At 39.2% G+C, this 21,570-nt stretch carries 17 protein-coding genes; 4 read left to right on the top strand and 13 right to left on the bottom strand.

All coding sequences use genetic code 11. The annotated features are described in order from the left end of the window. Nucleotides 1–21: 21 nt before the first annotated feature. Nucleotides 22–6,168, bottom strand: coding sequence for a SpaA isopeptide-forming pilin-related protein (locus NST15_RS03990; RefSeq protein WP_342498882.1), 6,147 nt, complete (start codon nt 6,166–6,168; stop codon nt 22–24). Nucleotides 6,169–6,869: 701 nt separating this feature from the next. Between NST15_RS03990 and NST15_RS03985 the strand changes: the two genes are divergently transcribed. Beyond that, nucleotides 6,870–8,378 (top strand): helix-turn-helix domain-containing protein, encoded by a 1,509-nt coding sequence (locus tag NST15_RS03985; protein ID WP_342498881.1) that lies wholly within the window; start codon nt 6,870–6,872, stop codon nt 8,376–8,378. Nucleotides 8,379–8,433: 55 nt separating this feature from the next. On the opposite strand, the gene NST15_RS03980 is transcribed toward NST15_RS03985, so the two are convergent. The 10 genes from NST15_RS03980 to NST15_RS03935 form a co-directional block, all read right to left on the bottom strand. Then, a complete protein-coding gene (locus tag NST15_RS03980) occupies nt 8,434–8,715 on the bottom strand; it encodes a hypothetical protein (protein WP_017366847.1) in 282 nt (93 codons plus the stop codon). A gap of 370 nt (nt 8,716–9,085) precedes the next feature. Beyond that, nucleotides 9,086–10,360 carry a hypothetical protein gene (locus NST15_RS03975; protein ID WP_342498880.1) on the bottom strand — a complete coding sequence of 425 codons (1,275 nt, stop codon included), beginning with the start codon at nt 10,358–10,360 and terminating at the stop codon, nt 9,086–9,088. 31 nt (nt 10,361–10,391) lie between these two features. Further along, complete coding sequence (locus tag NST15_RS03970) at nt 10,392–10,961, bottom strand: hypothetical protein (RefSeq protein WP_342498879.1); 570 nt, start codon at nt 10,959–10,961, stop codon at nt 10,392–10,394. Between the two features lie 239 nt (nt 10,962–11,200). After that, nucleotides 11,201–12,031 carry a DNA alkylation repair protein gene (locus NST15_RS03965; protein WP_342498878.1) on the bottom strand — a complete coding sequence of 277 codons (831 nt, stop codon included), beginning with the start codon at nt 12,029–12,031 and terminating at the stop codon, nt 11,201–11,203. A gap of 190 nt (nt 12,032–12,221) precedes the next feature. Beyond that, nucleotides 12,222–13,409 (bottom strand): MFS transporter, encoded by a 1,188-nt coding sequence (locus NST15_RS03960; protein WP_058214333.1) that lies wholly within the window; start codon nt 13,407–13,409, stop codon nt 12,222–12,224. 26 nt (nt 13,410–13,435) lie between these two features. Beyond that, complete coding sequence (locus NST15_RS03955) at nt 13,436–14,263, bottom strand: MerR family transcriptional regulator (RefSeq protein ID WP_058214334.1); 828 nt, start codon at nt 14,261–14,263, stop codon at nt 13,436–13,438. Between the two features lie 134 nt (nt 14,264–14,397). Then, nucleotides 14,398–14,916, bottom strand: coding sequence for a hypothetical protein (locus NST15_RS03950; RefSeq protein ID WP_281215891.1), 519 nt, complete (start codon nt 14,914–14,916; stop codon nt 14,398–14,400). A gap of 26 nt (nt 14,917–14,942) precedes the next feature. Continuing rightward, nucleotides 14,943–15,353, bottom strand: a complete 411-nt coding sequence (locus NST15_RS03945) for a DUF6508 domain-containing protein (protein WP_342498877.1) — start codon at nt 15,351–15,353, stop codon at nt 14,943–14,945. Between the two features lie 136 nt (nt 15,354–15,489). After that, nucleotides 15,490–16,881 (bottom strand): 23S rRNA (uracil(1939)-C(5))-methyltransferase RlmD, encoded by a 1,392-nt coding sequence (gene rlmD / locus NST15_RS03940; RefSeq protein WP_342499049.1) that lies wholly within the window; start codon nt 16,879–16,881, stop codon nt 15,490–15,492. A gap of 96 nt (nt 16,882–16,977) precedes the next feature. Next, the gene (locus NST15_RS03935; protein ID WP_046342956.1) at nt 16,978–17,847 is read right to left on the bottom strand and encodes a DNA-3-methyladenine glycosylase; all 870 of its coding nucleotides are present in this window, start codon (nt 17,845–17,847) and stop codon (nt 16,978–16,980) included. A 433-nt stretch (nt 17,848–18,280) separates the two neighbouring features. Between NST15_RS03935 and NST15_RS03930 the strand changes: the two genes are divergently transcribed. From NST15_RS03930 to NST15_RS03920, 3 genes are all read left to right on the top strand, one after another. Further along, complete coding sequence (locus NST15_RS03930) at nt 18,281–18,787, top strand: hypothetical protein (RefSeq protein ID WP_007496625.1); 507 nt, start codon at nt 18,281–18,283, stop codon at nt 18,785–18,787. A 131-nt stretch (nt 18,788–18,918) separates the two neighbouring features. Beyond that, on the top strand, nt 18,919–19,878 hold the full coding sequence (corA, locus tag NST15_RS03925; protein WP_007496624.1) for a magnesium/cobalt transporter CorA: 960 nt from the start codon (nt 18,919–18,921) through the stop codon (nt 19,876–19,878). Nucleotides 19,879–19,911: 33 nt separating this feature from the next. Beyond that, a complete protein-coding gene (locus NST15_RS03920; RefSeq protein WP_144684857.1) occupies nt 19,912–20,406 on the top strand; it encodes a DUF2716 domain-containing protein in 495 nt (164 codons plus the stop codon). A gap of 34 nt (nt 20,407–20,440) precedes the next feature. Here the strand turns inward: NST15_RS03920 and pdaA are convergent, their stop codons facing one another. Together pdaA and NST15_RS03910 are read right to left on the bottom strand one after the other, a co-directional pair. Then, nucleotides 20,441–21,232, bottom strand: coding sequence for a delta-lactam-biosynthetic de-N-acetylase (gene pdaA / locus NST15_RS03915; RefSeq protein ID WP_065460022.1), 792 nt, complete (start codon nt 21,230–21,232; stop codon nt 20,441–20,443). 102 nt (nt 21,233–21,334) lie between these two features. Beyond that, nucleotides 21,335–21,526 (bottom strand): SE1561 family protein, encoded by a 192-nt coding sequence (locus tag NST15_RS03910; protein ID WP_003218031.1) that lies wholly within the window; start codon nt 21,524–21,526, stop codon nt 21,335–21,337. Nucleotides 21,527–21,570: the final 44 nt, after the last annotated feature.

Below are 21,570 nucleotides of genomic sequence, written 5' to 3'. Positions count from 1 at the left end.
CAATACACTCGTTCCTTCCTTTTACTGAATGGTCCTTCTTCTGACTACAAGAAGAACAGTTCCAGACACTACTAGTAAAATCCCTGCATACATCAAATAACGTAGCCATTCTTCTCCCGTCTTCGGCAATTCACCGTTTGAATCATGAGGCGGATGTTGATCCCCTTGATCTGAGGCTGGGGGATTCGTGTGGTCCTCTTCATTCTTCATTGGAGCATTTTTTACAATCAATGTCTTGATCTCCACTTCGCCCATTTGAATTGTAAAAGCGAGTGGTTTTTTTAATGCTACATAACCATTTGGCGCTTTCGTCTCTGTGAGTGTATATTCACCAGGTTTAAGCCCTTTGACAATGGCTTCTCCGTCTTTTCCTGTTGTCACAGATTTGATGATTTTCCCGGCTTTTGTACGAATGTCAAAGGCTGCACCTTTTAAGGTTCTATCAGTCTGCTGGTCTACCTTTATGATACGCAGACTTCCTAAAATCAAGTGATTCTTCGCTGTTACTTGAAGAGGCTTCTGCTGATTTTTCTCAATCGTAAACCGGATCGGCTGATCATCTAATTCATAGCCGTGAGGCGCTTTCGTTTCAACGAATTGATATTCTCCCGGTTTTAGATCGTTGATGTGAAGCTTTCCTTTTTGATCCGTTACAAGTGATTTCTTCAGCGTTTTCCCGTCTTTACTCTGAAGAGCAAACTCTGCGTTTTCCAACGTGTGTCCTTCAGCATCCACTTTGGTCAGTTCCACTGCTCCCGGCGTCAGTTTGTTGATCATTTCTACTTTTGCTGGTTTGTCTTGACCTAGACGAATCGTAAATGAGACAGGTGTCTGATCCAATTCATAGCCGGCAATGCTTGCTGTTTCGACAAATTGGTAGGTTCCTGGCTTCAGTTGATCGACTGTCAGTTGACCGTTTTTGTCTGTCTTTAAGTCTTTCTTCACACGCTGATCGTGCGCATCAATCAGGTCAAAGGTCACGCCAGCGAGCAACTGACCATCCTCCCCTTTTTTCTCAAGCTTCACAGCACTTGTCGTCCGAATATTTTCTTTCGTCACTTTCACCAGTTGATTTGGATTGAAATCAATCTTGAAGTCTACTGGTTCTGCATCAAGTTGATGTCCAAAAGGAGCCTTCGTTTCAACCAATTGGTAAGCGCCTGGTTTCAAATCGTTGACAGTGATGATGCCTTTTTCGTTGGTTGTTAAACCTGACATCAATTCTTTACCATCATCATTGAAAAGGGTAAATTCTGCGCCTTTCAATCTTTCTTGTTCTTCCCCTATTTTTGTGAGTTCTACAGAACCTTTCTTGAGCTGATTGATGGCTTCCACTTGAATCAATTCTTTTTGACCTAATTCAACTTCAAAGACAAGTGGTTTCGCACTCAATTCATAGCCTTCAAGACTCTTTCTTTCAACAAATTGATATTCCCCAGGTTTTAAACCTGTGAAGGTAATCTTTCCATCCTGATTGGTTGTAATCCCTTCTCCTCCTGCCACAATCTTTCCTTTGGCATCAGATAGATCAAAGACAACCCCTTCTAATGATTTCCCATCTTCACCTTTTTTGTGTAACAGCACTCCGCCAGTGGTGCGGCTATTTTCTTTTGTCACACTGACCAGCTTCTCAGGGTTAAATGGAATAGCAAAAGTGACAGGTGTTTCGTCAAGCTCATGACCGAATGGCGCCTTCGTTTCAACAAACTGATAGGTTCCAGGTTTCAGATCGTTGACGATGATTTCTCCGTTCTCATCTGTGACGAGACCTGTTTTTATCTCTTTTCCATTTGCATCTACTAGCTTGAATTCTGCTGCTTCAAGCACATCATTCTTTTCACCGAGTTTCGTGAGCTGGACAGCTCCAGTTTTGAGATCATTGATCACTTTGATCTCTGCCGGTTTTTTTTGTGCGATTTCGATGGTAAACGGATAAGGTTTATTTTTCTTTTGGTAACCATCAACACTCTCTGTCTCCACAAGCTGATATTTGCCCGGTTTGAGGTCATCGACCAACAGCTTCCCATCTTCATCTGTTGTCAAATCTTTACGCACGACTTTGTCATTTTGATCCAAGACTTCAAATTGAACACCTTGAAGCTTCTTGCCATCTTCCCCTTCTTTCATCACTTCTAATGCATTTGTTTCATAGAGGTTCTTTTGTGAAATGACGACTGGTTCCTTTGGATCAAGTGGTACTTCAAATTTAATTGGCATTTCATCTAATACATAACCGTCTGGTGCGTTTGTCTCAATGAGCTGATACGTACCCGGTCTTAGTTCGTTGATCGTGATCTTGCCATCTTTTCCTGTGACAAGCGCACCATTTAGCTCATGCCCATCTTGGTCTAAGAGCTTGAACTGTGCACCTTCTAGTCTCTCTCCGCCTTCACCTATTTTGCTCAATTCTGCAGAGCCTTTGATGATGTCATTTACTGCGGTGACAACCGTTGTTTCTGTTTGATTTTCTTTAATGGTGAACGGCCATTTTTGCTGATTTAATTGATAGCCTTTCGGTGCGTTTGTCTCAACAAAGTAATAAGAACCTGGCTCAAGATGTTTGAAAAGGATTTCTCCTTTTTCATCCGTTTTCAAATGGGTTTGAACGGTATCTCCAGATTCATTTCTCAGTTCAAATTCTGCATTTTCTAATGCCGTACCCGTTTCTTTGTCTTTTTTCGTGAGCTTCACATGCTGGCGGATTTCTTGGTTTTGCACCGTCATGCTGTTTCCTATTTTCGTTTGATCTCCTGATTCGTAAGGCTGATCAATCGTGACATTGATCGGTTCCTTCGTTTTCAAATAACCATCAGGTGCTTTCTCTTCTGTCACGATATAGTCACCATACAGAAGACGATCAAATCGAAGAGCTCCTTCTTCATCTGTTGTCTTTGTTCCAATGACGATACCACTCGCAGCATCTGTCAGAGAAAAGGTTGCTCCTTTTAGCGCTTTTCCACTACTCGCATCTACCTTATGAATGGTTAAAGCGCCAATCGCTCCTGTGCCATCTCCCATGCCAGCGGTACGTTTGACCACAATTGAGGCTTCGGATTCCTTTTTGATTTCTTTTACATTTTCACCTCTAAACGTTACTTCGTTTTGAAGTGTACTTCCCACCTTATCTAAAATGAGAGATTGGTATTCTAAAATATAGGGTCTCGTGATTTCTTCTTTAAATTTGATTTGAAAAGAATCTGGATCGAATTCAAGATCTAGTTCATAATCCTTCCCTTTTTCCAGCTCTTCCTTTTTGGTCACTTGCCCCTTTTCATCTATTGTTGTCGAATACAGATGAAATGAGTTTTCTATTATGGCTTGGTTACTGCTCGGATGGTCGATAATCGTCGCATCTTGGACTGTTGATTGACCAAAGTTGATATTCAGTTTCCAATCAATGACTTTCCCTTGTTGATTTCCTGATTTGCTCGTGTATTTCCCTCCATTTGGAATGGACACCACAGCATTCACGTCTGATTCTTTCGTCTTTCCATCATAAAGGGTTGCTTTATTTTCGTAGGTTTTCTGTACTAAATCCATTCCTTCAACACTTGTTTGATACGTGATTTTGTATGGGGAATCAATGGCATGTTTGAAAATGACTTCGAAGCCTGATTCTCCCTTTTCATTTTCAAGGAATTTGATGTCATAATGTTCTTTTGCTAATACCTCTTTTTCTTCTGCTCCATTTTCTCCGCCTTGTAAATCAAGCGAGTAGACGATAATTGAATCTTTAAGCAAACGCTGATTTCCTTGAATGAAATCCTCGATTTTCGCCTCTTCTAGATGTTTCAAATTATAGTTCACACCAATATTCCATGTGATCTCTTTTTTCTTTGCATCATATGTTCCATTCTTGAACCCATTTGACTGCGTGTATGTGTCAGGCGTAAAGACAGATTGGTTTTCCTTCGTCAAATCCTTGCCATCTTCATTTACCCATTCAAGTTTTACATGGTTACGCAGGTTCTTTTGATCTTTATCTGCTCTTTTTTCATAATCAAAAGACGTTGTATATGTGATGGTATGTTCTGTCTTGATTTCTTTCGTAAATTGAATATCAAATCCATTTGCATGTTCAACGATTTGATAATCTGTGCCTTCTTCAAGCACTGTATTACCTGTCGTCACTTTTAAACTATCTTTTTGCAGCGTCAATCCTTCGTTTGTAAACGTATCTTTTAATATTACGTTGTTCATGGTTTGTTGATCTTTGTTGAAGATGATACGCCATGGAATGGTCTTGTTCTTGTAATCCGGTGTTCCGTGGTCTTTCGTTAGGATTTGCTGATCAATTCTTTGCTTCCCTTGTTCGCTCTCTTTGCCAGCTGTTACAGTATTGATAATGTCTTCAGCTTCGAAAATTCGCTCGGTTGCTTTTGTTTGATATGTGATCAGGTAAGCCGATTGGATATCTTGATTGAATTGCAAGGTAAACCCGTTTTGTTCATCCTTTTTTTGAGGTTGAACCACATAATCTTCAAACGCTTTTGTTCCTGATTCTTTGCCATTCTCATCAATTGTGACTTCTTTGACTTGAATTGAATCAGATATTAGCGACTGTGTACCGTTAAAGAAGTCTTCTATTAAAGCATCCTTTTGAGCCAGCTTTTTTTCGTTATAGTTATACCGAATTTCCCAAGTAATCGTTTGAGTGACTGGATCGTAGTGGGCGGCTTTTTTATTTAAAGGACTGCCTCTTGTCACATTCACTGTTCCTTCTGCTGAACTAATCTCTTTATCAGCAGAGACAAGGGACGCTTTATTACGAAACACAGACTGATCTTGATTCGTAATGTCCGTTTCATACATTAAACGGTAAGCGAGATGCACGTCATCTTTAAATTCGATCGTGAAATCTTGACCATCTGCTGTTTGGCCGATGGTGTAGTGATTTTCGTCAAGCAGCTGTCCAAGCGATGTTTCACCATTTAGCTTTGTATCTACACGATAAAGCTTGATTGAATCTTTTTTTAACGCTTGACCTTCTTGAATCGGATCTAACAGTTTCGCTTGTTTCACATCATCTAAGTCCATATTAAAATCGACTGTCCATTGAATGGTTTCAGCATTGTAAGATCGATTGGGTTCTCCCTTTTTAGAGACATTTGGACCATTTGGAATGTATTGAATCGGAATCGATATCGTATCTTTGCCTTCAATCGGGGTAATCACCACTTCTTTTTCTTCAGTGATCACTGTTTGTTTATCTAATTGTGTCCATACTTGAAGTGTTCCTTGGATATTTGAATATTGTTTAATAAAATCTGTGAACTCGATGGAGGCATTTCCGCTTTCATCTACAGAAAAATAACCGATGATCGATTGATTAAATTTCATCTCGAGACGATCGATTTTTTCGTAAATGACTAATTCCTCTGGAACCTTGAAATGGAATTCATCCCCGCCATTATAGTTATGACCATTCGGGATGGCCCACTTATAGTTAATGGAAATCAGTGAGTTGATATCAGGCCTTTCTACTGAATTACCTTCCTGATCTTCAAAAATTAATTTCGCATCAGTAAGGAGATTTTCTTGTATCTGCATTTGTTTTGAAACACTTTGCAGCCCTACACGCTTAGACACGTTCACTTTGTTTTTTAGTAACTCATCTTCATCACTTTGTTTCGTTTGAGCGGCTTCTTGATTCTTATCTTCTTTTTCAGATAAGGTTGAATCATCTTTTGGAAGGCTTTCTTCACGCTCGTTTTGCTTTGTTTTTTCTTTTTGCTCAGCTATACTGGTGACATTGATGTCTATTGATCCTTCTAAATTTGGATTAATCTCAACATCGTCTTTAAATATGACTTTCACTTCATTTTGTTTTGAAACAGTATACTCGCCAACAATGATGTCATCCACTGTAATGGATTCCTTTTGCTCCTTCTCTACCTGTATGGCTGAAGGAAGAGTGTGAACATACGGATATTGTTTTTTTAGATCTATTCCTTTAATCGACCAATGCACAATGGCCTTTCTAACTTGCTGATCTTCTATGTTTGATAACTTGTTTCCTTCGCTATCAGCAAACTCAATATCCCCATAGATATTCTCTTGAATGTCTTTAGCTTGTGCCCCTGCTAAAGGCAAGATTCCTAATATACTAGACTGTATGACTAACACCGCAATGAGAGCCAATGACAATATTCTTTTCAATACATCCACCCTTTTCTAAAATTAATTTTCAACAATGATAAAAAAATCAGTTGTATACTGTCAGATCAATCACTCCGCTTCTGATCAAATATTTTCTAAAAAAAATGCACCTTAAGACCCTATGAATAAGATGAGTTGATCAATCATGAATTGAAAGGAAATCATGAGTAGTGGGAATAGTAACTAGATAGGGGTCTATAGAAATGGGGAATAGTGAGAGGGATCGTGAAAAGATTAAATGTGAAATTTTCTATTTATACTGGAATGAACAACAAATGATTATTACATGCATATATAAGCATGTATTCACATATAGAACGTTCATATAAAACAAGCATGACTCATATGGTATGTATGGTGAGATAGTTCAGCATCATATAGATCGCATTCCTTCTACTCCCTTCCATATGGTAATCAAAAAGCCGATGCTTTTTATTCTTACTTTTACCGTTTGAGCAGCAAAAAGATAAACAAAATGATCCATTTTTATGGGATTCATGGCATACTTATCATCTTTTAAAAGAAAGATATGGAGAATCAGGGTATAACATTTGTTTTCGTCTAATTTTTTTCTCTTTTATTATGAAAAGTGAAGACAAAACGATTTAGCCTAAACATTACAATCATTTCATGCCTATTTTGAGAATCAAATGTTCTTTAAGTGAACTTCATAATATAGAGGCAAGCTAAAGGAAGGAGTTAGTTGTTTGATGGAGCTCATTGATAATAAATCAAAGAGATGGATAAACATTTTAAAATTGCTTGTATCCAAAAATAAGTGGTGGAGCCTTCAAGAGATATCGAATGAACGTATCGGCTCGGTTCGTGCGATTCAAAGCGATTTAGAACAAATGAAATCGTTCCAAACAGAGAATGGAGAACCGTTAATCCACATAAAGCCAAGACAAGGCATATCCATTTGTAATACGCAGACGATACGCGTGGATTACTATATCAAAGAAATTCTAAAGGATACGATTGAAATTCGATTGATTGACGGCATTTTTTTTGAAGAAAACAGATCTTTCTATGAATGGATGGAAACGCTGAATATCAGTAGATCCACATTGTATAACACGATTCATAAAATCAACTCGATCCTTACATCCTATGACATCGAGTTACGCCCAGATAGTATGCAGTTTCATGGAAATGAGAAGGAGATTCGTCAATTCTTTGTTGAATTTTTATTTGAAGTGTATGGAAGCCGCCTTTGGCCATTTGATGATATTCAAAAACAAGACGCAGTTCATTTATTACAAGAACTATTTCAGGTGCTCGAAGTCAATGTACCAGATGTCGCGATAGATAAATACTGCCTGTGGTTCGGCGTTTCCATTCACCGAATGCGAAAAGGTTTTACAATCAGCCGTAAATATACGTACTCAATGAATGAAGAAAAACAAACCTCTACAGCTAAAGGGATCTATGATCAAATCAAAAGATGGGAAGAGCACATCTGTCGAATGACCAAAGACGTATTTGATGTGACGCTGGATCACCATGAATTTGTCTTTTTGCTATTGATCGAACCAGCTATTGGGCACTTTAAATCAATTGAAACTGTCGAAGAAAAATTGACGTTCTTTCAGTCACATACACCACGCCTCTATGATGCCATTCATTCATTTATCACCCAGTTGGAGTCGATTTTTCATCAAGAAATAGCGAATCGTAAGGTGATGACACTCGTTCTTCTCCAATATTATGTGTATTCCAATGAAATTACCGTGAGAGATGGATTCCTTTTCAAAAAGAAATCGAGCTATTTATCAGAGGTGAAAAAACAGTTTCCTTACTTCTATTCGAGGATTAGTCATATCATCCAAGAGTTAAAAACAGACGATATCCTCGCTTCTTTTGTGAAAAATGAACGGGAATTGATTCGTATGATTACATCTTCATGGAGAGGACTTGTTCATTTGGAGATGGAACGGAGAAACGCGCTGAACATTTTTGTTACTTCAACATTAGGCTATTATCATAGTTTGTTTATTGCTGATTTAATTAAATTAAGTGTGCCTCCTCTCATTCACATTTTCACAAGTCCAGAAAATACGTTAAATGATGTCACGATGGATCAACTTGGGATTGATATGATTGTGACCGATACTGAGCTTCCTCTTCAGTTCGGGCGATCCACGCTGCTGATCAGCTCTTTTCCAACAAAAAAAGAATTGGACAACTTACACCGAAGATTGGTTGATATGACAAACTAATGTTCATCATAAAAAAAGCTGCTGAGACATTCTCAAGCAGCTTTTTGGTTCTGTATTAATGAAGCACGATTTGTTCATTCATCAAATCAATGGCGTAAAGCGATTGCCCATATTCATCTAATAGAAGGTATACTTTGAGCGGGGCAGTGGTTTGATCTGTTTGCTGCGTGAATAGGACACAAGTGAATTTTTCAATCCCATCTGGCAGCTTGCTTTTCAGAAAAGGATGAAGAATAGGAGAGATTCGAAGGGTATCAACATCTTTCAGCCAAAGCTCATCTTGTAACGCAGGATAATGGTCAACCAAAAACTGACGAAACACTTCCAATGTACTCAAGGTAGATATCCTCACTTTCTTCTAACTTGGCTTCAAACTCACCTAAAAACAAACGGAACCAACTCATCATATGATCTCGGTACACGTATTTTCGCATACGGCTTGAGACATGATCACTCACTTTTTAGACTTGATACTGTAGATCAACTGTACTGTCACGAATGTTTAATATGTATAACGTTTCCTATGTCTTCTCATTGACTCCACCACGAATCCAAACAATGGACCTATGATCATATTCTTACCTGTTTTCTTTCGTGATGAAACGACAACTTCCTGCTACAATATTCCATTTTTCTGCAAAAAAGAGGGAGTTGGGACAAAAAAAAGAACAGCACTGACTGTTCTTTCAATAGCGTAAAGTGCCAATTCAAATATCCTGTAAAGGAATGACTTCCCCGCTCACTGCATCCACTCCATCATGACAATCTAGTTTTCCACATAAGACATACTGCTTTTCTGTAAAATCATATACATAGATGGGGGTCAGCTCTAACCGATCTTTTAATTTTTTGAAGGCTTCTTGTTTTGTCATGGTGATTTTACCAGGAGGTTGGAGTTCATCCAACATGCCACACTCCTTAAACATTTCTTTTCTATCTATGTAATTAACGGCTTCAAATGTAAGGGCATCAATGAATATCAAGATTTTATCTGTAAGCAAGCTTCTCTCTTGTCTATTTGCTTTTACTGTTGCATGAATGTAATGATCACGATGAAGAGAGATGCAAACCCATTTTCCGGTGTCATTAGGATATTCCTGCCTCAACAAGGTTTGAACTGCTTTCAAACACTTATCTTTTTCTTCCTCTGTTATGGGCATTGTATCTGGTGAGGGTTCAATTGAAAAGGCTTGGTCATCTGAGATGTCTTCTTGAATATTTAATTCCTTTCTTACAAAAGGTTCCGTTATTGGTTCATCCCATTTGATGATTTGGTTGATATTGAAACATTGATGTTCCTGTATCGTACCTTCAAACGGGAGGATTCCGGTTCCATCATTCTTTACATACACTTCTTCTAACGCATAAATTGGACGAATTTTATTCTGATCAAAGGAAGGCCATTCGATTCGTTGCACTTGCTGAAGGGCTAAGCTTTCAATCTTCTCAATGAGCAGCGTATATTTTTCAGCCCTGTGCTTTTTTATAGAAACAAATGGGCCGTGAAGAACAAAGTAAATGAGTTGTCCATGTTCATCCCATTTCACATCAATCATGCCCGAAGGGGTCACTGGTACACCAGCAATTTTTTCTTCAAAAATAAGCTCCCCTTTTTCCTCTTTATGCAAGTGAAAGTGCTCTCCATATATCAACCCTGTTTCTTGTTCAATCCATTTGATGGCGCCATTCTGGCCGCTATCAAAGCACACACCCTCCTTTGCATATGTTTTACCCATGACAAAAACAGCACTCTCAACCTTTCCTGTATTCAAATTCACTTCTATCACGGCTGTGCCATCCGGGTTTAAATCTTCGTCCACAGGTGCCGTTTCATGTGGAGGAAACCATTCCATACACAATTTATAAATTGTTTCATTAAACATATTGACATTTCGGTAATACTCGTATTTTTTTAAACGATAATCATCTAAGCCGAACTTCTTTCTTGTATCATCTATTAGATGCTGTAGAGTTTCATTCATTTGTTTCACCTCAATCTGTTAAGTGATTATCTTATGGAAGGACGAAAATAATGATAAAGCCGAATAGGATGATAGCTGATAAAAGGCCTAAAACCAAACCCATCATATTTGATTCCTTTGTATACCCTTTTAATTCGTGTTCCTCAGTAGATCGATCAATTTTTCTAAAGCGAAAAAGCATGCTTACATTCATAATAACTAGAAACATAGCCACTAAGAAAAATAGAAATGCAGGTTGTATTTCAAAGAATGGGTTCGTTACATCTCGGAAGCTAAATGACTGAAAAAACATCAGACCACTCAACACTACTCTCGAAATATTTTCTGTTCTCTGTTCTTTCTCCCACTCTTTTCCTAACTTCTCTTTTTCATAAATAGCTACCTGCTCAAAAATGGGAATGAAAGATTTTGTTGATTTCCTTTTAAAAAATCCTAAAATACTTTGAAAGAGCATGACAATTCCTAGACAAAAAAACAAATGAGTTAATTGAATATGTAAGAATTGAAAAAAGATTGAAAACGTCACGATCATGATGCCAGCTATTAAATTACATGTGACTAATTGGTTTGTTCTCATTTTTTTCAGTGCTACTTGTTCCATACAATACTCCTCTCCGTCTCTATTGGTTCTAATAAAAGCTCTATCTGTACTACGTTTTTATCGAAAAAATGTTTCAATATTTTTCCTTTCTATTGTGAATTTGGTTTTTCACACGAAAAAAGTAAAGAGTAATCCCCTTTACTTTTTCGCTTGCCTCTATGGGTTTAATCCTATTCTCAAACCGCTGAATTGACTGCTTACTCATTTTCATGAACTGTCTAATCAGTTGATATTAGTGTTCAAAAATTCCCCTTCACAATCGTTCTTTTGGCTTTCTTGACAATTCTGCTAGTTGCTTTTGTATCAGAATCTTTTAACCACTGTTCACACAGGTTTATGACCCAATTTGGTTGTGTTTTACTAGCGTCATTGAGCCAGTTTCCTACAGAATCTTGAACATATGTTGATGGATCAGATTTGAGCAAGTCTAGAATAGGCTGTGCCCTCATTGGCTCTTGTTTTAATGACTCAATATGCTTTGTCCAAACACCTCTTGGACGAATAGCTTCTACTGAGAATCGGCGAATATTTTCATCTTTACTTTTAGCCCATGCTGTTAAATGTTCTATACTTTGATCGAGCTGATCCGTTAGACTTTCTCTCACTGACATCCACGCAATTTCTCGAACTCCAAAATGATGATCAGCTGCAAATGGCTGAATGTACGCCAATTTCTCTTCCAAAGTTGATAAACGGTGTTTGTTCATATAAGCAGCCCAACAGCGAACGCTATCAGATATGTGGTGAGTAAACGCATGTAGCACTTCCGCTTGTTTTTCCCCATTCTCTTTCTGTAACACTTCATCTAACAATTGACCGATGAGACGAATTGCTTTCATTCCAGACTCAGCCTTTTGTTGAGTGATCTTAGATGTTAAACCGTCTAAATGATGGTCTAAACCAACGGATGGCAACACATGATGTAATAACGTCAGATGATTGACAGCCAGCCATTCAGTTAAATTCACACTCTCTATTTTCCCCTGATTCAAAAGGGTCAAGACGTCGTGAGGGATATCGGCCCCCTTTCGAGCGCCTTTTCGATTGATGATCTCTTCGCTTATTTGCATTTATTTTCTCTCCTTGTCTAGTGGTTCTTTTGTTTGATATTCATCATTTTTAAAAGAAATATATGAATCCCTTCAATCTTTGGATATTGCTCCCTATTGTATCAAATAAACAACTTTACTGGTGCATTCTTCAAATCAAAAAGGAACTACCTGAAATAAGTAGTCCCTTCCATACAAAATTGAATTTAAGTTACCTTCCTTGCAAGATCACCCTCAAACTCTTATGTTGAGAAAATCGGTCAAACGCCACCATGAGAATGGTCATGAGTAACGCAAGGAAAACCGTACCGGCGCTGAGCCAGCTTAGGTTCAATACAGAGGTTCCGTTTAACACAATCCCCCCTAAACCCGATCCTAAAGCAAATCCGAATTGAATAAATGATGTATTAACACTTAATGCGATATCAGGAGATTTTGGAACAAGGGTTACAAGATATAGCTGCTGAGCTGGTGATGTACTCCATGTTGCGATCATCCATATCATGATAACACCCACCATGACCACGGGATTCCCTGTGACAAATGCTAGTAGCATGAGCATCATGATTTGCAAGATGATGCCAGAAAAAATCGTGAAGATGGGTCCTTTTTTATCAGCTGCAACCCCTCCAAGGCTTGATCCCAAAAAGCTGCATATTCCCGCTAGTAATAAAATGCCACTGATTTCTGTGATGCTAAGGTTTGCTGATGCTTGCAGGAAGGGCGTTAAATAGGTAAATAACGTGGAATATCCCCCTACATAGAATAACGTGACTGCCACTGCAAGCAATATTCGCTTGTCTTTTAAAATCGATAATTGCATACGAAGCGTCACCGATTCTTGTTCTTTCATAGAGGAGATTCGCCTGTACACAACAATCAGCGGAATAAGCGTGATCACTCCAATGGCTGCGAATAATGCTTTCCATCCGATCATACTGCTTAGAAATGTCCCGATTGGAACGCCTAAAACCAAGGAGCTGCTTAATCCCATTAAAATGATGCCAATGGCTGTTCCTCTTTTTTCCCGTTCTACAAGACGAGTTGCAACCGCCATCGCCACTACAATCGCTGTTCCCCCACTGATTCCTTGTAAAATTCTTGTGATCATGACCATTTCAAACGAATGGCTGACACTTGTGATGAAGTTACTTAAAATAAAAATGATCAGCATCCATGTTAATATTTTTCTGCGGTCCATATTGATGGTTAGTGCGATGACAATCGGTGCACCGATTGCGGCCGAAAGTGCTAAAGATGTGACCAATAAGCCAGCAGTAGACGTTGTGACATGTAAATCATGTGCGACCATTTGAATAATGCCAGTAATGATGTATTCGATCGTTCCGATTAAAAAAGCTGCTAAAGCAAGTAAATAGACAACGGTTTTATTTTGCATCGTGACGTTTCTCCTTTGGGCCATGTTTACGATTTGATTTCATTTTTAATAGGAATTTGAATTTCAATGAGTCTGCCTTCTTCATTTTCTGACAATGGATAATAGATTTCTCGTCCCGGCTGATCATCTTTCACGCGGTATCCGTTATGTTCGATCCATGTCGCCAGGTCAACACAAGCAGTTTGTGCGGATGGAGAATGTGAATGAAATAAGAGTGTTGCCATGGTGTCTTCTGAAGGTAACGTGCGAATTGTCATTCCCTGAGGAAGCGAGCATCTTAACGATTTGACGGAATACCCCACCTCAAATTCGAACTCACTTTCTTTATCCAGTGATTCTCTCCATAGCACCACTTGTGGTCCCGAGATCGATTCTTGTTGATGTTTATGTAATAAATGATGAAACATTTGGAAGAATGAAGGGATTTCGTCAACAGTTCCGTTGGATTGAAAAGACATGATGCGTTTGCTTTCAACAGATTTGATGATGACCTCCTGTTCTTTTTCAACACACCCCTCTCGTTTGATGAGGTGCATCCGCTCCTTAATACGGGCTAATTTCTGTTGTTCTTTTTCGATCAATTGCTGAATCTCACTCTCTTTCAAGAGAAACATGCCCTGAATTTGCTCTACTGAGATATCTTCACGAAGAAGCTGCCCCATTTGTTTTAACGTAAAGCCTAATTCCTTATAAAGAAAAATTCGATTGACCTCAAGCAGCTGCTCAGCTGAGTAATAACGGTATCCCGAATCTTGATCGATCTGCTTAGGCTTTAATAAATCAATTTGGTCATAATACCTTAAAGATTTGACAGGCACTTTACTTAACATAGAAAAATCGCCGATCTTGAACATCCTGCATCTCCTCCGATTTGTTGATCTGATCACAGTATAAACCTTTCAGTTAAGGGGAAGGTCAACATGAAGTTGATTAAATTTTTCAAAAGCACGAAAAAACCTAGATTTCTCTAAAATCTAGGTTTTGCTCATTATCCTACTATTTTTTCTAACAATCCCATCTCTTCAACAATCTTTATATCATCCATAAATCGTTGCAAACTTACTTTATGCTCTTTCTTTTGTAAATCTGTTGAATAACCTAAGCATAGATTAAAGATACAATCTAACCTTTGTCCGACTCCACTATAAAAATAATTCGTCAATATTCCATTATTTTCACTTGCAAGAACCACAACTGTAGCGATCTCTAATACATATTCTATATCTTCTATAGAAATCGTTCGATCCTTTTTCTTAGCAGACATGAATTCATGACTATGAATAGAACGAATCCTACCTTCAAGTAAATTGAGTATAGACTTCTTATAAATAACATACACACTGTGAATATGATGTTTATCAGGACAATAAGGATCTTGTAAAATGAATTTTATACGTTCATCTTCTTTTTCAATTTTTATTGCATCAAGATCATATAATAAAATATGATCAATTTCTTCTATTTTCATAGGAGGAAACATGTGGGCTACATCTGTTTTGTTTTTCATTTGATCACCCCGAAATCTAGTCTCTCTTACTCCAAACGTTCCAATCTTTCAAGCCACTTGACAATAGTTCCTTTTGTAAAGAAATCGAGTATGACACCCTCGCAAAATCGTTCAGCTCTCAGAACCCCCATGATGAGAGCCAGTACACACTGCGCATTTACATTTGAGGTGTCCACATTCTCCATATCGTTCGTTCCACCCTCAATGCCATTTTCTTTGAGGATCTCACTGTAGCGGGTAAGCTCCATTTCTTGATGTTGTTCTGCAAAGGTATAGACATCCTCGATAAAACGACGAACCGTTTCGGAATAATTCACAAAGGGCATCTGAATCGGGTGTTCTGCTGTTCCATCATTTTCTTGATCTATGACCCATTCACCAATATCATCGCCTTGAAGCATAGAGATATAGTTTGTTAAAACTTTAAATTGACTCAATCTCATCCTCCTCCATTTCATGAATTAAAAATTCTTTGATCGACCTCTCTGAATAAGTTGATAAAAAAAGTCCGTGATGATCCTACAAGCTAGAAGCCAGTATTCAAATCACGGACCGTTTTATTCATTTCACTTTTTATACTCTAACCATCGATACCACGGTCTCCACATGCGCCGTATGCGGAAACATATCCACTGGCTGCATGTATTCGATTTTGTAGTCTTTTGACATGTATTCGAGGTCTTTTGCTAGTGTAGATGGGTTGCAAGAGACGTAGACAAAGCGTTTTGGTTTGACTTGTTTGACGGTGTCTAAGAAAGTGCGTTCACAGCCTGTTCTTGGCGGGTCGACGACGATGACGTCAGGACGGAAGCCTTCTTTGACCCATTTTGGCAGCCAATGTTCAGCTGTTCCTGTGACATAGGTCGCGTTTTTCATGCCGTGTTTTTTGGCATTTTTCTTGGCATCATCAATTGATTCTTTGATGACATCCATTCCTCTTACTTCTTTTGCGCCATCTGAGAGCCACATCCCAATTGTTCCAACGCCGCAATACGCATCGACGACCTTTTCTTTGCCAGTCAGTTTGGCCGCTTTTTTCGCTTCATCGTAAAGCTTTAGCGTCTGCTTCGGATTCAATTGGAAGAAAGCCCGTGCACTCAATTCAAAGGAGACGTCTCCTAAAAATTCTTGGATGACCATGTTGCCAGCTAGGTACGATGTTTTATGCCCAAAGATGACTGACGTTTTTTCGCCATTGATATTATGCATAATGGACGTCACTTCAGGCAGACGTTTTTGAATGGCTTCGGCAATTTCTTTTTTCTTTGGAAACTCAGGTTTTGATGTGACCAGAACGACCTGTACTTCACCTGTTTCAAAGCCGACACGCACAACAATCGAGCGTACGTCGCCTTTTCTTGTTCGTTCATTGTAGACCGATACGCCGAATTTCTCTAAAATTTTGCGGACAACGCCCGTTGTTTTGTTTGTTTTTGGATGCTGCACGATACATTCCTTGATCGGTACAAGCTTATGAGAATTAAGTCCGTAAAGTCCTGCAATGATGTCTCCGCTGTGAGAACGTCCTACTTGGAACTGACTTTTGTTTCGGTAATGCCACGGGTCTTCCATGCCGATCGTTAGCCTAATATCAAGCTTTTCAACCGATAGCTTTGTATGGCGCTCCATTGATTGAATGACAATATCACGCTTTTCATTTAGCTGCTGCTCATACGCCAAATGCTGAAGCTGACAGCCGCCGCACTGCTCGTATACTGGGCACGGCGGTTTCACTCGATGTTCTGAGCGCTTGCGGACTTTCCTCACCGTACCTTCTGCATATTTTGCTTGTACATTCGTTGCTTCAACTACTACTTCCTCACCTGGAAGTGCACCTGGGACAAAGACTACTTGCTTTTTAAAATAACCGACCCCTTCCCCATTAATGCCAAGGCGTTTAATGGTAAGCGGGAACTGCTGTCCCTTTTGCAGAAGGGCTCCTTGCTGTTTTTCTTTCACGTTTATTCTCTCCGTTCTATTTAAACCTTTATCGGTTGTCCTCATTTTATTCCATCTGAATAGTATATCACGACTTGGACGAAGAGCGAAAATGCCTTTCAATTATTTATCTGTCTCTATACTTCTCCATAAATAAAGGGAGGCGTAGCTTAAATACGGTGCCCACTCCTTGCTTAAAACTGCCATCTCTTCTTTTGTTGGCTTTTCTGGCAGGTCAAAGTGACGTTTGATCGCATTTTGAATCCCGATATCTGCCATTGGAAAGAGATTTGGTCTTCCAAGTCCATTCATGAGGACATTTTGAACCGTCCAAGGTCCAATCCCTCTAATCGGAAGCAGACGTTCTTCAATTTCAATATCCGTTAAGTCGTGTAATTCTTCTAAATCCAGAGAGCCGCTCACTATTCGCTTTGAGACATCAATCACATATTCCGCTTTTCGCTGACTGAATTGCAGTTTTCTCAAATCATCGGTTTCAAGTGATGCAATGGTTTCCGGTAAAGGGTCAAACCAGACGCCGTCGATTTGCTCACCATACGTATGAACAAACCGTTTCGTCAGCTCATAAGCAAATGCAAGATTGAGCTGCTGATGAATGATGCATTTCATCAAGCAATGATATAGATGGAAATCCAGCATAAGCGGCGTTCCGATATGACGTTCAAAAATGGGCGCAAGATTTGTTTGAGCAAAATGGTCATGCACGGCATGTAATTGATGCTCCATGCCAAATATCCGCTTCACCTCAGAAAGGATCGCTTCCTCCGGCCCGTTAGCCTGTACCCGGAACGAAGGCGCTTCTTTTGTTCCTGTCGCTTGAACGACTGCAACGTACGGTTTATGATTCAGCCTCATCGGTACTTTGATTTCTCTTTTATCCAGATCGACCGCCTTTAATGGATCGCTCGACAAACGTCTCAGCACTTGATCGAAGTGATAGGGCGGTTCAACCAATAGGTGTTTTTCCCACATGTTTTTCCTCTTCCTTTCTGTCAACACACGCAGATGTGATTGTTTCACTTTGCATGAATGATTCTCTATATTGAATACTTTTAAATATAAAGAGTACAAGAATTTATCAGTTATATCTTCCTTATTTATGGTCATTCTCCTTTTGGATAGATGAAAATTTTTAGTCGAATTTAGCTAAAATTCGACAGCAATCTTCAACATTTTAGGATCATTTTCCTTAAATTAGAAATAGAACCTATGGGTGATATCTTCTATTCCAAAAATATTTGTATAATTATGACATATCAAGGAGGTGAACAAAGGAATTAGCGGATTAGGCAATCATTTGTTTCATCTTGCAGGAACATATTTACCTCATTGATAACCGGCTTCACCTAGTTTCACGTTTTACTAAAAGAAGACCCAAAATTTAAAAACAAAGGAGATCCGACCAATGAAAAAAACAATTCTTTCTGTTGCCCTTGCCACTGCTGTTTCTTCGACACTACCAGTATTCGCTGACGCTGCTGAGCAAAAAACTGCTCCAGTTTCAACAACTATTCAGCAAACTGTGTTAAACAAAGCTGCTGAAGGTAAAGCAACGACAAATGCGACAAATGTTAACATTAACTTTGACGTACTTGGAATTGCCAATGCATTAATTAATGCTGCAAATGCTAACACAAACCGTGAAGGCTTTGTCAAAGGATTAATGGAGTCTGCTTTCTATGCTGCTGGCGCAAAATACAATGTTATGGTATTTAACTTAAGCCAAGGCTATGAGACTCGTTTCAACGGTGTTAAAACGTTTGCTACTGTTAAATACGGAAGCATTACGTACGGAGTTTGGGTATTTGAAAATGGATCTTTCACAAACAAAGGTGATGGCGGTTACATCAACTGGGCATTTAGAGGTTGGTTCGACCGTAACGGTGGTTTCGTCAACTTCCGTCGTCCTTAATTCTCGCTTTATCCATCAATCATACACGCACATTGGACCGATCTCAGCGATGAGATCGGCTTTTTTATGGTGAAAACGTATAAGTTCACCGCTGCTGCTTCATGATATAATGCAAGTCTGGAGGGGTGCACATGCTGAAAAAACTTGCAGTGACAAAAAACGGCGACTTGATTGAACATGCAACATTGCAGCAGCTTTCAAGCCCCGATATTGCCTGGTATTGGATTGATTTTTATGCGCCAACGGAAAAGGAAGCAGCACTGTTAAAGGAATTTTTTCAGTTCCATCCGCTTGCGATTGAAGATTGCTTCCATTATTTACAGCGGCCGAAGCTTGATTTTTATGAAGGGTATTTATTTTTCGTTCTTCATGCCCTCAATCAAAAAACACTTCGATCTGAGGAAGTCGACCTGTTTGTTGGAGAAAACTATATCGTTACTTTTCATTTGAAGGAAGCACCCTACATTGATCGAGTCATTCGAAAGCTCAAAGGGTCTGATAAAGCACGAGAGAGCGGTCCAGAGCATATGGCTTATATGCTGATTGACCAGCTCGTCGATGATTATTTTCCTATTATTTATCAAATTGAGGACAGGCTCAATGAAATCGAGGATGAAGAAGGGCATAAAACGTATGGTACATTAATGAACGAAGTATTCGGGATTAGATCCGATTTGCTCAAACTGCGCAGAACCATTATCCCGATGAGGGACCTCTTATATCGAATTGTGAACACGAATATGATGAAAAGCGATGCAAACCGGCAAGCATATTTTAATGATATTTATGATCATTTATTGAAACTAACAGAAATCGTTGAGTCAAACCGTGATATGACCGCCGATTTACGAGACAGCTATCAAACACTAAATTCCAATCGAATGAATGCCATCATGATGACACTGACCATTGTCTCGACGATTTTTATTCCACTGACCTTTATTGTTGGGGTGTATGGGATGAACTTTGATAACATGCCTGAATTACACTGGAAATATGGCTATTTTGGCGTACTGATTTTCATGGGTTTGCTTGTCTCAGGGATGCTTTTGTGGTTTAAACATAAAGGATGGTTTAGGATTTTCAAATAGTTTTTTGAGAGAAGTACTTGAAAGGGAGATACTATGGAAAACTGGATTCCACTGACAGACAAAGAACTAAAGTACGCATGGAAAACATTTGATCAAAAGTTTAAATTTAAACCAAGCATCTCTCGCTTTCCTGTTTTTCAAGCACCATCTCCTTACATCACATATGATATCTCTGCTTATTTCGAGGACCCTTCTCTTCTAAGTGCGGATGAAGATCTTGAAAAGAAGGCACTGCTGTCTTTTCAGGAGAATATCACTGGAACGGACGAATATATGCAGGTACTTGATTGGCAGCACGAATGCTATTGGATCACACCATACGGCTCATTTGAAAAAGATGAATTTGGAGAATGGAGAGTTCCTGTGCTCCCAAATGGGGATTACTATTTCTTTTTATCAAAAGAGATGACCTGGGGTTTACTAGGACACCCTTGGGAGCAAAGCATCACGATTTTCGGTGAGGGCTTGATTGACTCCTTTACTCGTCATCGCCCCCTTTTGTTCCAGCGTAAAATAAGAGAAGGATAAGTCAAAAAGCTTGCAGATGTCTGCAAGCTTTTTTCTATAGCTGAGGGAGATGCCATACTTTTTCAAGCATGAGATCGTCTAAGCTTTTAAAGGTATATCCTTGTTTTTTTAAAGCAGTGATGGCATCATCAAGTGCCTCGGCATTGTCCCTTGAAACGGTATGAAGTAAGTAAATGGCACCCGGATGCGCCTGTTTCATCATTTGATTGTACGCATACTGTTTTCCTTTTTGATGGTGGATGTGCCAATCTACAAACGCTACTGACCAGAAAACGCTTTGGTAGCCAAGCTGTTTCGTTTCCTTTAGTACCCTTTCACTGAACACCCCGCGCGGTGGACGAAGGTAGAGGTTATCTTGTTTTCCTGTGATTTTGTATACCGCTTCATTGACACGATCCAGTTCTTCTTTGATTTCTTTCGTGCTCTTTGTTGTTAAATCTGGATGGTGATAGGAATGGTTGCCAATAATATGACCTTCCTCTGCCATACGTTTGACGAGCTTGGGCTGGTCCTTTACAAAGTGCCCAGTCACAAAAAAGGTGGCGGGTACTTGATGTTTTTTCAGTACGTCCAAGATTTTGGGTGTGTACCCATTTTCATAGCCATTATCGAAAGTAAAATAAATCTCTTTCTTTTTCGTATTTCCTAAATAGAAAGCATCATATTTCTTTAAGAGTGTCGTCAGTTCCTTGCCGGCATCTGCTGGCTTGTGCCCTTTGCTTTTAGCAAATCCCCAATGAATCGGCTGATTAGACACGGCTTCTAGTTTTGAAAAAGGCATCGATACAAAAAGCGCACATAAACAGATCAGTATGCATTTTTTCATTTACGTCACTTCCCGGTTTTTCTTCTATTGTGCAGATTATACCGGGTACTCATACACTTTTTGACCTGCCAATTTAAAGAAAAAAGCCCGCATCAGCGCGAGCTATTCTTCCTTCCAATCGGTTTTAAACCGTTCATATTTCGCTTCTAGGTCGTCAATCATCTGGATCAGTCTGTCTATATCCTCAACGTCTGTGGATTCAGGATCTAATGAATCAATCACATTCATAAACATATCTAATCGGTTCTTTAAATAATCAACCTGCTGCTCTTTGCTGTCTGCTGCCTTGCCCATAGATACACTCCCTTTAGCATTTGTTTATAGCTTATCTTTTTTTC

This window comes from Bacillus sp. FSL R5-0820 (genome assembly GCF_038593385.1).
GTDB classification, from domain to species: Bacteria; Bacillota; Bacilli; order Bacillales; family Bacillaceae; genus Bacillus; species Bacillus altitudinis.
The sequence above is the reverse complement of the archived record's forward strand: the minus strand, read 5'-3'. Positions and strand labels throughout refer to the sequence as shown.